At 66.2% G+C, this 13,964-nt stretch carries 16 protein-coding genes and 2 tRNA genes; 11 read left to right on the top strand and 7 right to left on the bottom strand.

Annotation, left to right across the window (positions count from 1 at the left end; translation table 11 throughout):
- The first annotated feature begins 18 nt into the window (after positions 1–18).
- On the top strand, positions 19–2,583 hold the full coding sequence (locus tag H512_RS23835; RefSeq protein ID WP_053239826.1) for a glycoside hydrolase family 31 protein: 2,565 nt from the start codon (positions 19–21) through the stop codon (positions 2,581–2,583).
- A 127-nt stretch (positions 2,584–2,710) separates the two neighbouring features.
- Here H512_RS23835 and H512_RS0112645 read toward each other — a convergent pair.
- Positions 2,711–2,786 (bottom strand) — tRNA-Ala (locus H512_RS0112645).
- Between the two features lie 230 nt (positions 2,787–3,016).
- On the opposite strand from H512_RS0112645, the gene H512_RS0112640 reads away from it, so the two are divergent.
- Positions 3,017–3,307 carry a YggT family protein gene (locus tag H512_RS0112640; protein ID WP_026783769.1) on the top strand — a complete coding sequence of 97 codons (291 nt, stop codon included), beginning with the start codon at positions 3,017–3,019 and terminating at the stop codon, positions 3,305–3,307.
- 129 nt (positions 3,308–3,436) lie between these two features.
- Positions 3,437–3,760: a DUF167 family protein gene (locus tag H512_RS0112635; RefSeq protein ID WP_026783768.1), complete on the top strand. Its 324-nt coding sequence runs from the start codon at positions 3,437–3,439 to the stop codon at positions 3,758–3,760.
- A gap of 10 nt (positions 3,761–3,770) precedes the next feature.
- Here H512_RS0112635 and H512_RS0112630 read toward each other — a convergent pair whose 3' ends face one another.
- From H512_RS0112630 to H512_RS0112615, 4 genes are all read right to left on the bottom strand, one after another.
- The gene (locus H512_RS0112630; protein WP_026783767.1) at positions 3,771–3,977 is read right to left on the bottom strand and encodes a Trm112 family protein; all 207 of its coding nucleotides are present in this window, start codon (positions 3,975–3,977) and stop codon (positions 3,771–3,773) included.
- Between the two features lie 10 nt (positions 3,978–3,987).
- A complete protein-coding gene (locus H512_RS0112625) occupies positions 3,988–4,668 on the bottom strand; it encodes an LON peptidase substrate-binding domain-containing protein (protein WP_026783766.1) in 681 nt (226 codons plus the stop codon).
- A gap of 16 nt (positions 4,669–4,684) precedes the next feature.
- Complete coding sequence (trxA, locus tag H512_RS0112620) at positions 4,685–5,638, bottom strand: thioredoxin (RefSeq protein WP_084798462.1); 954 nt, start codon at positions 5,636–5,638, stop codon at positions 4,685–4,687.
- A 93-nt stretch (positions 5,639–5,731) separates the two neighbouring features.
- Positions 5,732–6,235, bottom strand: coding sequence for a prolyl-tRNA synthetase associated domain-containing protein (locus H512_RS0112615; protein ID WP_026783764.1), 504 nt, complete (start codon positions 6,233–6,235; stop codon positions 5,732–5,734).
- A 237-nt stretch (positions 6,236–6,472) separates the two neighbouring features.
- Between H512_RS0112615 and H512_RS0112610 the strand changes: the two genes are divergently transcribed.
- The 7 genes from H512_RS0112610 to H512_RS0112580 all read left to right on the top strand — a co-directional run bounded on the left by H512_RS0112610 (position 6,473) and on the right by H512_RS0112580 (position 12,455).
- A tRNA-Gly gene (locus tag H512_RS0112610) sits at positions 6,473–6,547 on the top strand.
- 364 nt (positions 6,548–6,911) lie between these two features.
- Positions 6,912–8,657, top strand: coding sequence for a sensor histidine kinase (locus H512_RS0112605; protein ID WP_026783763.1), 1,746 nt, complete (start codon positions 6,912–6,914; stop codon positions 8,655–8,657).
- 5 nt (positions 8,658–8,662) lie between these two features.
- Positions 8,663–9,286, top strand: a complete 624-nt coding sequence (locus tag H512_RS0112600; protein ID WP_026783762.1) for a response regulator transcription factor — start codon at positions 8,663–8,665, stop codon at positions 9,284–9,286.
- Between the two features lie 160 nt (positions 9,287–9,446).
- On the top strand, positions 9,447–9,674 hold the full coding sequence (locus H512_RS0112595) for a sulfurtransferase TusA family protein (protein WP_026783761.1): 228 nt from the start codon (positions 9,447–9,449) through the stop codon (positions 9,672–9,674).
- 178 nt (positions 9,675–9,852) lie between these two features.
- On the top strand, positions 9,853–10,440 hold the full coding sequence (locus tag H512_RS0112590) for a YeeE/YedE thiosulfate transporter family protein (RefSeq protein WP_053239825.1): 588 nt from the start codon (positions 9,853–9,855) through the stop codon (positions 10,438–10,440).
- A gap of 16 nt (positions 10,441–10,456) precedes the next feature.
- The gene (locus tag H512_RS0112585) at positions 10,457–11,161 is read left to right on the top strand and encodes a YeeE/YedE thiosulfate transporter family protein (RefSeq protein ID WP_084798461.1); all 705 of its coding nucleotides are present in this window, start codon (positions 10,457–10,459) and stop codon (positions 11,159–11,161) included.
- 46 nt (positions 11,162–11,207) lie between these two features.
- Complete coding sequence (locus H512_RS0112580) at positions 11,208–12,455, top strand: FAD-dependent oxidoreductase (RefSeq protein ID WP_026783758.1); 1,248 nt, start codon at positions 11,208–11,210, stop codon at positions 12,453–12,455.
- 222 nt (positions 12,456–12,677) lie between these two features.
- Here the strand turns inward: H512_RS0112580 and H512_RS0112575 are convergent, their stop codons facing one another.
- Positions 12,678–12,860, bottom strand: coding sequence for a hypothetical protein (locus tag H512_RS0112575; RefSeq protein ID WP_026783757.1), 183 nt, complete (start codon positions 12,858–12,860; stop codon positions 12,678–12,680).
- Positions 12,861–12,987: 127 nt separating this feature from the next.
- Positions 12,988–13,326 carry a NifB/NifX family molybdenum-iron cluster-binding protein gene (locus tag H512_RS0112565; RefSeq protein WP_026783756.1) on the bottom strand — a complete coding sequence of 113 codons (339 nt, stop codon included), beginning with the start codon at positions 13,324–13,326 and terminating at the stop codon, positions 12,988–12,990.
- Between the two features lie 169 nt (positions 13,327–13,495).
- On the opposite strand from H512_RS0112565, the gene H512_RS23830 reads away from it, so the two are divergent.
- Positions 13,496–13,964, top strand: a 469-nt coding sequence (locus tag H512_RS23830; RefSeq protein WP_036791545.1) for an NAD(P)/FAD-dependent oxidoreductase, incomplete at its 3' end; no start/stop codon positions are given.

The following is a 13,964-nucleotide window of genomic DNA, read 5'->3' as shown; positions in this document are numbered from 1 at the left end:
ATCAGTATTCCGGGCATCATGACCAACAACGCTCTTTCCCACGCAGGCATCAGGCCCGACTTCATCAAGGCCTATGCCACCGGCACGCTTTGCATCTCGACCCTCAGCGACCGGGCCTTCCGGGTCCGTTTCGCCCCGGTCGGGCAGGACGGAGCGATGCCGGAAAGCCGGATCCTGGTGAGCGACCTGCCTCCGATCTCCGCGCTCCATCGGGCCGGAAGCGGCACCATCCGCCTGGACCTGCCGCATCTTGCCTGCGAGATCGACGACGCCACGGGGCGCCTGCGCTTCTTCGGGCGGGACGGCCGGCTGCTGCTTGCCGAAGCCGAGGCGGGGCGCAGCCTGTCGCCGGATCTGCTTGACGGCGATCATATTCTCATAGCCGAACAGGCCTTCGAATCCCCACCCACCGAGCATCTCTACGGAACCGGCTGCTTCCAGGACGGCGCGCTCGACCTGCGCGGCCTGCCGCGTCGCCTTACTCAAGTCAACACTCAGATCGCCCTGCCCTTCATCCTGTCCGATCAGGGCTACGGGCTGATCTGGCACCATCGCGGCCGCAGCGAACTGAACCCGCCGCCGAACCGGATGGTTCTGGCGAAGCGCTCGGTCGGGCAGGCTCATGTGGCAACCGTCTCGACGACGTCGGGTGGCGCCGCAGTGGAACGCCGCACGGCCGTGTTCGAAGGGCGGATCGAGGTCGCCACAGGCGGGCGCCATGCGATGCTGCTCGACATCGGCCGAACAATGGGCACACGCTATCGGGTGGAAATCGATGGCCGGATCTACGCCGACTACGACAACTTCTGGCTCCCCCCGACGACGAGCTTTATCGCCGACCTCGCGCCCGGAACCCATTTGGTGACCGTGGAGGCCGACGAAGCCGACGCCCCCGTCCTCCATCACGGTCCTGTCGTCGATCGCACCATTTGGCGCTCTCCCGTCACCGACGCCATCGACTACGTGGTGATCGCCGGCCCCAGCGCTGCCGAGGTCATGGCGGGGTATCGCCAACTCCTCGGCGCGACGCCGATGCTGCCGATATGGGCCTTTGGCTACGTTCACTGCCGCGAACGCTTCCATTCCTCAAACGAGATCATCGAGACGCTCGACGAGTTTCGGCGGCGAAACCTGCCGCTCGACGTGATCGTGCAGGATTGGCAGTATTGGGGCGCGCACGGCTGGAACGCCATGCGCTTCGATGAGTCCCAATATCCCGATCCGAAACAGCTCATCGACGAGGTTCACAAGCGCGATGCGCGCTTCATGCTGTCGGTCTGGGCACGCATAGATCCGTCGTCCGAACTCGGCCAGGAGTTTGCCCGTCGCGGGTATTTCATCGAGGGTACCGACTGGGTCGATTTCTTCAATCCCGAAGCAGCCGCCTTCTACGCCGCTCAGCAGGAGGACCGGCTGAGACGCTTCGGCATCGACGCCTGGTGGCAGGACGCCACCGAGCCCGAGAACGACGATCTCGCCGGGCGGATGACGGCCGCCGGCCGGGGCGAACATGTCCAGCTCGTCTATCCTCTGGAGGTCACGCGTGCCGTGTCGGAGTCGTGGCGGGCGTCCGTACCGGACAGGCGGGGACTGATCCTGACCCGCAGCGCCTTCCTAGGCCAGCACCGCTACCCGGCCTTCACCTGGTCGGGCGACGTCGGCAACGATTGGGCAACGCTCGGCAACCAGATCGCCGCCGGGCTCAACATAGCGGCGGCCGGCTATGCCTACTGGACCGTCGACGCCGGTGGCTTTTTCCGTCCTGGCCCCGGCCAATATGAGGACGAAGCTTACCGCGAACGCTTCCTCAGATGGTTCCAGTACGCCACCTTCCTGCCGATGCAGCGTGTCCACGGCTTCGAGACCGACACCGAATTCTGGCGCTATGGCGACAAGGTGGAATCGATCGCAAGGACCTATCTCGAACTGCGCTATCGCCTTCTGTCCTATGTCTATGGCACCGCCGCCGAAACGGCTGCGACCGGCATTCCGATGATGCGGCCTCTGGTGTTCGACTTCGCCGGGGACCCGCGTGCGCTGGATGAAGTCCATAGCTACATGTTCGGCCGAGCATTGCATGTCGCCCCGATCCTTGCGGAAGGAGCGGAAAGCTGGCCGGTCTATCTTCCCGAAGCGGAAGGCGGCTGGTTCGATTTCTGGACCGGCGAGCATCGCGCCGGCGGCCGGACGCATGAGGTTGCAAGCCCGCTGGAGCGCATTCCGCTTCACGCAAGGGCGGGCAGCCTGCTCCCTGTCGGCCCGGTCGTTCAGGCGACCGCCAGCCTGTCCTGGGAGACACTGACGATCTACGTCTTTCCCGGCCGTGACGGCGCCATCGAGCTCTATGAGGACGATGGCCTCAGCCTCGGCTATGAGCGAGGCGAATGTGCCCGCATTCCGGTCCGGTGGGATGACGCGCAAAACACTCTATGGATCGAAGCGTGCCGTGGAACCTACCCAGGAATGCCCCGGGTCAGGAACCTCACGATCTGCCGCGCAGGTCCGGGCGTCTCGCCGATGACCTCGGCCGCCGGACTCTCGGTAGAATATCGCGGAGAATCGATTTCCGTCGTGCTCACGTAAAGGAACACAGGCCAGCCAGGAGAGCCGCAGGCCTCATCTGGCTGGCGGCAACCTCGCAGATCGAACATCGCCGATGAGGTTGATCAGTCTATCGAAGGCTTTGAACACCATTCCCGAAAGCGGGAATTGGTGGAGCTGAGGGGAATCGAACCCCTGACCTCTGCAGTGCGATTGCAGCGCTCTCCCATCTGAGCTACAGCCCCATCCGGCACGGCTTCTCGGCCGCGAACCCGGCGTCGGGTGAGCCGCTTTTAGGGGGAGGGGCCGAGGCTGTCAAGCCTTTCGCGGGGCCTGCAGCCCAAAGGGCGGAGACCGACGGTGCCGGCCTTTACCACGTCCGGCGATGGTTGGAGGCCGCCGCCGCGAAGCGGGCTTGCGGGTTGCCGGCGCGGTGTCTACATCTCGCAAAACCCGTGACGCGAAAGACCCATCCATGCAGGCCGTCCTCTACGTTTTCTTGCAGGTTCTCAATCTCTACATGTACATCCTGATCGCCTCGGCGATCATGTCCTGGCTGATCGCCTTCAACGTCGTCAACCTGCGCAACCAGGTGGTGGCGGCCATCGCCTCCTTCCTCTACACCATGACCGAGCCGCTGCTGCGCCCCATCAGGCGCTTCATGCCGAGCACCGGCGGCCTCGACCTGTCCTTCCTGGTGCTGTGGTTCGGCATCATCCTCCTGGAACAGATCATCGTCCGCTACGTCTACCCTTACGTATTCTGATACCGGGAGGCATCGAAAATGCCTCCTGGTATTCCGCTTGCCGGTTTCTCATGCCCCTGATGCAAATGAGAAATCGGCAATACTTCAATGAGCGGATGCGTCGGCATCTTCGCGAATTGGCATAAGAGCATGGCGGACGGCCCCATCCGGCGTGACGGCGCCGATCTGCTCGTCGACGTGCGGTTGACGCCGCGCGGCGGATCCGACCGGCTGGACGGCGTGAAGGCGCTGTCGGACGGCCGGAGCGTGGTCGCGGCGCGAGTCAGGGCGGTACCGGAGGACGGCAAGGCCAACGCCGCCGTGGCGGCGCTGCTCGCGGCCGCCGCCGGCCTGCCGAAGTCGGCGGCTGCCGTGGTTTCCGGCTCGACGGCGCGCCTCAAGACCATCCGCCTCGCGGCCGCCGGACCAGACGCCGAGGCGCGACTCAGGGCGGCCTGCGGCCTTCCCTGCTGATCACCCGCCGCTATTCGTCGGGATCGAGCGCCCGCGCCTCGTCGGGCAGCATGATCGGCACGCCGTCCCGCACCGGATAGGCGAGGCGGGCCGGCCGCGACACCAGTTCGCGCCGCTCGGGATGCCATTCCAGCGTCGCCTTGGTCAGCGGGCAGACCAGGATTTCCAGGAGCTTCGGATCGATCTCGCCGTCGCGCCGGCCATCGCTTTCCTGCATGGCGGCATCCTCAGTTGAAGGTCGGCGGCGCGCCATCGGCGGAGCGTGCCAAGGTGATCTCGGTGATGGCGATCAAAGTCTCGGCCCGCGTCCTGAGGTCGGGCGCCTCCAGGAGCGCCTGCTTCTCGGCCGGGCCGTAGGGGCTCATCATCGACAGCGTATTGATCAGCGCCTCCGTCGACGCCTTCTCGACGGCGTCCCAGTCCGCTTCCATCTCGTTGGCGTCGAGGTAGGCCTCGAATACCGCCAGGAAGGCGGCGCGGTCCACCTCATCCTCGCCGGTTCGCGGCTCGAAATCGACGGGGAAGTCGTAGACCACCCGCCCGAGCCGATAAGGCAGGCCGGCGGGCGGCGCCTCGTCCGTCAGGCGGAAGCGGCAGACGCCGGTCAGCGTCACCTGGTAGCGGCCGTCGCCGGTCTCGGCGATCGCCGTGATGCGGCCGACGGTTCCCACCGCGCAGAGCGGCGCCGACCCCTCCTCCACCGTGTCGTCGGCGTCGAAACGCGGCTGGATGATGCCGATCAGCCGGTCGCCCGACAGCGCCGCGTCGACCATGGCAAGGTAGCGCGGCTCGAAGACGATCAGCGGCAGCAGGCCGCGCGGCAGCAGCAGCACGCCCTTCAGCGGGAAGAGGGGCAGTTCGCCGGGGAGATCGGCGGGACCGACGTAGCTTGCGTTGCCGACCTGCATCGAATGCCTTTCGTTATCAGGAGAACAGAACCGACGACAGCTTGCGGCGGCCGTAGAGCGTCGACGGATCGGTCATGCCCCAGGCCTCGAACAGCTTGACGAGCTGCTTGCGCGCCGCCTCGTCGTTCCAGCCGCGCTCGCGGCGGACGATCTCGACCAGATGGTCGACGGCCGCCTGCCGGTCGCCCTTCACCGCCAGCGCTTCGGCCAGATCGAAGCGCGCCTGGTGGTCGGCGGGATCGGCGGCGACTTGTCGCGCCAGCGCCTCGGTGTCGCCGACGCTGGCCGCCCGCTCGGCCAGTTCCAGCTCGGCACGGGCGCCGGCGATCGCCGTATCGTTGGCCTTGAGGTCCGGCACGCGGCCGAGCACGGTGCGCGCGTCCTCGAGCTGGCCGGCCGCCGTCAGCGCCCGGACGAGGCCGGCGATGGCGGGGAGCGAATCGGGTTCGCGGTCGAGCACGGCGAGGAAGGCGTCGGCTGCCGCCTCGGGCGTGCCGGCGGCGAGCGCCTCCTGGCCGGCGGCGATGAGCGTTTCGGTCTCGGTCGGCCCCATCGGGCCGGCGACGCGCTCGATGAACTGCCGCACCTGGCTTTCCGGCTGGGCGCCCATGAAGCCGTCGACGGCGCGGCCCTTGACGAAGGCGATCACCGCCGGAATCGACTGGATGCCGAGCTGGCCGGCCACCTCGGGGTGGTCGTCGATGTTCATCTTGACCAGCCGCACCTTGCCCTTGGCGTCGCGCACCACTTTCTCGATGATCGGCGTCAGCTGCTTGCAGGGGCCGCACCAGTCCGCCCAGAAGTCCACCAGCACCGGCCTGTCCTTGGAGGCGTCGATCACGTCGCGGACGAAATCGCGGGTGGTGGTCTCGACGATGTCGTCGGCCGCCACCGGCGCCGGGGAAGTCGCTGGCGCCGGGGTGCCGGTCGGCGCGAAACCGTTGCCGAAGGTGAAGGTCGGGCTGCTCATTGTCTCACTCGGGGCTGGCCCCTCCCGGGGGAGGCGGCATGAAAATTCGTCTGCCCTATATAGGGCGGCGGCAACAAGTTTAACAGCCGCCCGTCAGGCGAGAAGCGGCAGGTCGACGACGAGCGGCTCGTGACGGGTGGCGCGCAGGAAGGCAAGGAGCCCGCCGCTCGAAACGGCGGTGGTGGCGGTGTTCTCCAGCGGGTGGAAATGCACCGGGTCGAGCGCCATGAGTGCCTTCTCGAGCACCACCGTCACCGCGCCCTCCGTGTCGTTGATGACGCCGAACGGCGTCACCGAGCCGGGCAGGATGCCGAGATGCTGCATGAGCTGCTCGGCGGAGCAGAAGGATACCCGCCCCGACGCGCCGATCGCCGCCTGCACGTGCTTGATGTCGAGGGCGGCGTCCTTGCGGAGAGAGATCAGGAAGAGCCGGCTCTTCTTGTCCTTCACGAACAGGTTCTTGGCAAAGCCGCCGGGCAGGCCGCCCCAGATGGCCATCGCCGCCTCGACGGTGGCCAGCGGCTGATGCTCGATCGTCCGGTGGGCGATACCCAGACGGTCGAGAAAGGCGAAGAGATCGGCGCGCGTCGCGGCCATGGCAAACCTCCGGCGACAGGCGGGGAAACAGCCCGCAAGGCCCCGATATTTGAGGCAACGGCCGGCGCGCGCAAGCCGAAATCGTTGGAAAATCCGTGCCTTGCCGGCAAGGAGGCGGCCTTTTCCCCGCGGAAATCCCGCGCCCGCGAAAAAAGTCGAAAAAGGCTGTTGCATTCGCCGCCGACTTGGGCGATATACCGCCTCGCTCCGGCGACGGAGCATGCTGAAAAGCGGAGCGCGGGTGTAGCTCAGGGGTAGAGCATAACCTTGCCAAGGTTAGGGTCGTGGGTTCGAATCCCATCGCCCGCTCCATTTTTCCAAGAATCGACTGCGAAAAAGCGCCCTTCGGGGCGCTTTTTGCTTGAATGGACTGTTGGGGTCGCCGTGTAAGCATTCGGAAGTGGCGAGCCATAGCGCTGTCCGGAGCACCGTGACTCTGTTGGTGGATACGCGAGGTCCCTGCTTAAGGCGTGAAATCGGGTAGCAGTCTGCGGGCGTGGCGGCGCTCGCCGAGCTTCATCGGCGCGGACACGCACCTGTCCGTCCGCAGCCATGGAACGCCGCCCGTCGTCGGGGCTTTGCCGTCGACATGATCGCCGCATGCGCTGCCGCCTGTCCGCACCGGCTTGGGGATCGGACGCATGGCAAATCCCGTCGCCCGCTATAAAGTCGGGCCATGCGCAACTTGACGATCATGCTGCTGATTCTGTGCCTGGGAGCCGCTGTCGGACCGGGGTGGGCCGACGAACGGCCGACGGTCCGCATCGGCGTCATTGCACCGCGCGACATCGACGGCGCCGAATACAGCTGGGGGGCGACACTCCATCAGCTTTCCATCTCGCTGCCCGATTATCGCTTCGAGATGAGGGTTCTCGATCAGGGCGCCTACCGCCGGATTCTGGCGGACGGGGGCGTCGACTTCATCATCGGCAATCCGGCCCAGTACATCGAGCTGGAAGCGGAATTCGGCGTGTCGCGCATTGCCACCGTGGAGTTTGCCGGCGGCCCTGCCCCGTCGAGCGCCATCGGAAGCCTCGTCTTCACCAGGGCGGGCCGCGCCGACATCCCCTCCTTCGCCAATCTCCGGGGCAAGCGGCTTGTTGCCATCGCCCCCGATCTCTTCGGCGGCTTCCGCGTTGCCTGGAAGGAGTTCGCCGAGCAGGGCTTCGACCCGTTCACCGATGCCGGCTCGATGGAGTTCGTCGGCGAGCCGGTCGAAAAGGTCTTTGCGGCCGTTCGCGACGGCAGGGCCGATGTCGGCATCGCCCGAGGCTGCTACCTCGAGAGGCTGGTGGCCGCCGGACGCCTGCGCGGCGACGATTTCGTGGCGATCGAGGGGCGGACACCCGAACGGCTTCGCTGCCAGGTGTCGACGCCGCTCTATCCGGACTGGCCGTTCGCCAAGCTGGCGTCGACGCCGGATTCGCTCGCCAAGCGCGTCGCGCAGGCTCTGCTGGCCATGCCGGCCGGCGAAAACGGCCTCAGCTGGACGGTCCCCGTCGACTACCAGCCCGTCCATGCCGTGTTCCGTGCCCTGAAGATCGGCCCTTACGAGTACCTGCGCCAGCGCAGCATCTACCAGTTGGCCAGGGAGAACTGGCACTGGGTGGCGGTGGTCGTCCTTTGTCTGGCCTGGACGCTGATCAGCCTCGCCAGGGTGCAGTATCTGGTGCGCCTCAGGACGCAGCAGCTCAATGCCGCCCACCTGCAGACCCGGCGGGAGCGCGAGAAGATGGAGCACGCCGCCCGGCTGTCGCTGATGGGCGAGATGGCCAGCAGCATCGCCCACGAGATCAGCCAGCCTCTGGCGGCCATCGTCAACTATGCACGCGGCTGCCAGCGCCGTCTTGCCGATGGCCACAAACTGGCCGAGATCGAGGGGGGCATGACCCAGATCGTCGCCCAGGCCGAGCGGGCGGCGATCATCGTCCGCCGCATGCGCGACTTCGTCCGCAAGCGTCCGCCGTCGCCGTCCCTGGTGAATATCGGCGAGATCCTCGAAGAGACGCTCGATTTCTTTCTGCCGCTGGCCGAGCGGCAGGGCGTCACGCTCGACTATGCCTGCGAGATGCCCTTGCCCCGCGTCAATGCCGACCGCATACAGATCGAGGAAGTTCTCCTCAACCTGCTGCAGAACGCCGTCGATGCCGTGAAAGATACCGACGAGCGGCAGGTCCGCCTGTCGGCGACGGTGGTGGACGGCGTTCTCATGGTCTCGGTGCGGGATACCGGACCGGGCATGTCGCAGGAGACCTGCGAACGCCTGTTCGAGGCCTTTTACACGACCAAGCCGGAGGGGCTGGGACTGGGACTGTCGCTCTGCCGCAGCATTGTCGAGGCGCACGGCGGGCGGCTGACCGGGGAAAATCTTCCGGAGGGCGGAACGATGCTATCGTTCTCGCTCCCCATCGCACAGGAGTAACTGCCGTGGAACCCGATCTTTCTCCGGTGGTCTTCGTGGTCGACGACGACCCCGCCATGCGGGATTCCCTGGTCTTCCTGATCGGCGGCGTCGGCCACGAGTGCGTCGCCTTCCCCTCCGCCGAGGCTTTCCTTGCCGGCGGCCGGCGCGACCGCCCCGGCTGCCTGGTGGTCGACGTCCGGATGCCCGGCATGAGCGGGCTCGACCTGCAACAGGCGCTCAAGGCGGAAGGGACGACCCTCGGCATCGTCTTCATCACCGGTCACGGCGACGTGCCGATGGCTGTGCGCGCCATCCGCGACGGTGCCGTCGAGTTCCTGGAAAAGCCGGTGAACGACCAGATGCTGCTCGACCGTATCGGCGACGCCATCCGGAAAAGCATCGCCGCAACCCAGCTTCGCCGGCGGCGTGCCGAGGTTGAGGCAAGGCGGAACCGCCTGACGCCCAGAGAGCGGGCCGTTCTCGATCTCGTGGTGGCGGGCAAGCCCAACAAGTCGATCGCGGCCGAACTCGACATCTCGGTGAAGACCGTCGAGGTCCACCGGCACAACGTCATGGAAAAGATGGAAGTCCGGTCGGCCGTCGAACTCGCCCGCCTGTTCTCGTCCTGTCTGGGGGGTAACCCCTAGACGCATTGCCGTCATCCTCTAGCCGGCCTGCCGCCACCCCCTAACCGCCAGGGGGATCAGCCCAATTTCGGCTGATATTTCCTCACCGTAGGATCGACTTCACGAGCTGATCCCCAAAGCCGGCAAGAGCCGCCGGCCCATGACACGGAAGGAAAGAACCATGGCCGAACAGACTCTCGATTGCCTGGGCGAGGCCTGCCCGGTGCCGCTGGTCCGCACCCAGAAGGCCCTCGCCGGCCTGGCGGTCGGCGATGTGCTGATCGTTCAGATCGACCATTCCTGCGCCATGAAGAACATTCCCGAATGGGCCGACAAGGAAGGCCACAACTTCGAGATCGATGAGGTCGAAACCGGCCGCTGGGAAATCGTCATCGAAAAGGCGCACTGACCGACGCGCACCGCTTCCCCGAACGAGACCGATCGGAAACCGGCAACGAGCTTCATGACCCGATGGCGACGCTGCATCGCGGCGCCCTGGGCTTGGAATGTCCGCCGGCCTCCTCCCCGGCACGTCGGGCGAAGCCGGCCGCGGCGGCAGGTCGTCGCTGACTTCCGGGAGAACCCTCATGACAAATCTGTCTTCCACCACCGGGCGGGACGCCAACGCCGCCGGATCGGGCGGCCTGCGCAACAACGCCGTCTTCAAGGATCTGTTCGTCAATCCCTGGACCTATGTCACCGGCGCGGTGATCCTGGCGCTGCTGAACATCGCCTTGATCGCCTCGACCGGCAAGGGCTGGGGCGTCACCACCGCCTTCGCCTACTGGGCCGGCTGGATCTGGAACGGCGTCGGCGGCGACGCCCACAACTGGGCCTATTTCACCGAGGTCGCCAAAGCCTTCAACGGCGAGGGCTTCAACTTCCTCACCGACCCCGCCTCGATCATGAACCTGGGGATCATTGCCGGCGCCTTCCTCTCGGTGCTGCTGGCCAGCCAGGCCCGCTTCAAGGGGCTGAAATCCGGCAAGCAGGCGGTCGCTGCCATACTCGGCGGCCTGTTGATGGGCTTCGGGGCCCGTCTGGCCTTTGGCTGCAACATCGGCGCGCTGTTCACCGCCCTGCCGTCGCTGTCGGGCCAGGGCTGGGTGTTCATCGTCTTCATCTTCCTCGGCGCGGCGGTCGGTTCCCGGCTGCTGGTCAAGTATTTCATCTGAAGCGGAGGCTACCCTCATGACCGCCACCACGGGCAACACCTCCGGCATCTCGCGCATCAAGCGGACCCGGACGGTCGCCAAACCCACGCCGTCGCAACTCCCCTACGCGCTGCTGCTGCTGGCCGCCATCATCGCCTTCGGCTTCTATCTCGGCTCGCCCAAGCTCGCCCTGTCCTGGGCCATTTCCATCGCCCTCGGGCTGACCCTCCAGCGCTCGCGGTTCTGCTTCACCGCCGCCATGCGCGATCCGGTGCTGACGGGCAGCACCAGCCTCACCAAGGCGGTTGTCGTCGGCCTTGCCGTCGGCACCGTCGGCTTCTCGGCCCTGCAACTCGGCGCCTATCTCAAGAGCGGCGACATGGCAGATGCCATGAAGCTCGTCCATCTGGCGCCGGTCGGCATTCACACCGCCATCGGAGCCTTCCTGTTCGGCATCGGCGCCGTCATCGCCGGCGGTTGCGCGTCGGGTACGCTGATGCGCGTCGGCGAAGGCTACGCTCAGAACATGATCGCGCTGGTGGCCTTCGTTGCCGGCTCGGGCCTCGCCGCCGCAAGCTGGCCGATCTGGCGCGACCTCCTCGGCGTCAATCTCGCCGACACCGTCTATCTGCCGGCCATGCTCGGCGGCTTCCTGCCGGCGCTCGTGGTCCAGTTCGGGTTGCTGTTCGCCATCTGGCTCGCCGCCGACTGGTGGAACAAGCGCAAGACGTCGCAGTCCTGACCCCGGCCCCAAACGGTGGCCCGGTGCGGCCAGAAAGACGAAAACCATGGAAAAGCAGCATCTCCACTACGATGTCGTCATCATCGGCGGTGGGCCGGCCGGACTGACGGCGGGAATCTACGCCGGCCGGGCACGTCTCAAGGCCGTCCTGTTCGAACGGGCCTTGCTCGGCGGGCTCGCCACCTACACCAACGAGATCGTCAACTATCCCGGCTTCCCCGAAGGCACCACCGGCCTCGAGCTGATGCACCTGTTCGAGGCCCAGGCCCGGCACTTCGGCCTGGAAATCAAGAACACGCCCGTCAAGGCCGTCAACCTGACGGGCGACGACAAGACGATCGAGACCTTCCGTACGGTCTACCATGCCAGGTCGGTGATCATCGCGACGGGCGGCAAGCCGCGCCTGCTCGGCGTTCCCGGCGAGAGCGACTATCTCTACGACAAGGGCATTTCCTTCTGCGCCACCTGCGACGCCGCCCAGTGCGTCGGCAAGACGGTGGTGGTGATCGGCTCCGGCGACGCGGCGGTGGAGGAAGCCCTCTTCCTCACCAAGTTCGCCGACAAGGTGATCATGTCGGTCCTGCACGAAGAGGGCCACATGGACGCCAATGCCGTCGCCCAGGAGGAAGCGCTGGCCAACCCCAAGATGGAGTTCCACTGGAACACGGTGGTCGATCATTTCGAGGGCAGCGCACGCCTGGAACGGGTGGTGTTGCGAAATACCAAGAAGAACGAGCTGGAAGTCATCGACGCCGATCGTTGCTTCTACTTCATCGGTTATCTGCCGGCGACCGAGATGTTCAAGGGGCAGATCAACCTCACCGACCGCGGCTACATTCCCACCGATCCGCATATGCGCACCAACGTCGATGGCGTCTTCGCGGCCGGCGACGTCCGCCAGACCTGCCTGCGCCAGGTGGCGACGGCGGTCGGCGACGGAGCCACCGCCGGCTACGAAGTGGAGCGCTACGTCGCGGAAATGCACATCTTCGAAAAGCAGTTGATGCAGAAGGAAAAGCCGGGGCTGGTCTTCGTCTATTCGGCCATCGACGAAGCGTCGCGCGACCTGCTGCCGATGGTTCAGGAGATCGAGCAGCACTATGACGGGCGGGTCAAGCTCAGCCTGGTCGACACCTACAAGTCCGTATGTTTGTCCGCCCGCCTCGGGGCGGCCCAGCCGCCATCCTTCGTGTTCACCAAGGATGGTCAGGTCGTGACGCGGTCCATCCAGACGGACCGGGCATCCATCATGCGGGTGCTGGATGGCCTCGTCGCGGAGCCTGTCACCGCCTGAGGCCGGTATCGTCCGCTTTCTTGTCCGTTGGCATTGCCCGGAAGGCTGCCTTCCGGGCAAGTTGTTTCGGATGTGTTGACCGGGTGAGATCACGACGCAACGAGCGCTCTGCCCGGTGGAGGGATGCAGGCGGCGACACGCCGATCGATGAGGCCGGGGCGGCCATCAGGCGCGGCATCGGCCCTGGCTGTTCCTGTCTTGGCCGCCAATCCGTCGAATCTGTCAAAGGCCGGTTGTCCCGGCCGGCTTTTGCCGGACCGCGCGGATGTCGCCGGCCGAGGCGACGACGGCTTCCGCGGCGCTCTTCTCCGCGGCGATGTCCCATTTGTTGAGGCAGACCGAGGCCGGCACCGGGAAATGGTTGATAAGGACGAGACGGCGGTCGAGATCGTGCAGGCCGGACATGGTCGGTTCGATGACGATCAGCGCATGGCGCAGCCGGTCAGCGTGACGGACCGGCCGGCGATGGCCGGCAGATTGCCCGCTACCAGGATCTTGCCGGTACCGCCCGTGCCCGAGGCAATGGCGATCCTCATGCCGGCTGCGCCTCGCGGAGGTTGCCCTGCCGCAGGTCTTCGAGGGCGTCGTCGAAGGTGGTGCTGTCGCTGGAGTAGACCTTGACGCCGGCGCGATGGAGGGCGTGCAGGGCCTTGACGCCACACTCGCCGGTGACCAGCGCGACAGCGCCCAGCGCGACGATGGCTTCCGCCGCCTTGAGACCGGCGCCCATGGCGGCATCGACGGCGGAGTTGGCGACCAGCCGCCGTTCGCCCGTTTCGCTGTTGTAGACCAGGAAAGTCTCGGCCCGTCCGAAACGGCGATCGACGAGGCCGCCGCGGCCATCGCCTTTGAGGGTGAACACGATCTTCATGGAACGCTCCCGCTGACTGGAAGGTAACCTCGCCCGATCGTTGCCGCGAGGGACATTCGGACGAATTATGAGCATACACCCATAATGAAAGACGTGGGAATGCTTGATACCGAGTGTCTGCCGATGGCCGGGACGGCCTGTCCGGATACGCTCCGCGCCGTGACACCTCGTGAGGAAACCGGAATGGCCCACGCCGGCTGCATGGCAGGCGGCGCGGCTTCGTCGCGCCAACGAACAGGCCGAGATCGTGCTCGTCGAGCGCGGCCCCTACATCAGCTTCGCCAACTGCGGACTGCCCTACCATATCTCCGGCGCCATTGCCGATCGCGACAAGCTGCTGGTCACCTCCGAGGAGATGTTCGAGGCGCGCTACCACGTCGATGTCCGCTCGCGTACCGAGGCGCTGTCGATCGACAGCGCCGCCCGCACCGTGACGCTGCGCGACCTCGACAGCGGCGAGGAGACGGTCGAGTCCTACGATCGCCTGCTGCTGTCGCCCGGCGCCGAGGTGCTGAAGCCGCCGATCCCCGGCATCGGCTCACCGCGCATCTTCACCCTGCGCAATCATCGGCTGGAGCGAACTCAGGGACATGCTCAGGGACGCGCCCGACACGATCGAGCTGATCGACGTGCGGACG

The sequence above is a fragment of the Pleomorphomonas koreensis DSM 23070 genome (assembly GCF_000425185.1).
In the GTDB taxonomy this organism is placed as follows: domain Bacteria; phylum Pseudomonadota; class Alphaproteobacteria; order Rhizobiales; family Pleomorphomonadaceae; genus Pleomorphomonas; species Pleomorphomonas koreensis.
The sequence above is the reverse complement of the archived record's forward strand: the minus strand, read 5'-3'. Positions and strand labels throughout refer to the sequence as shown.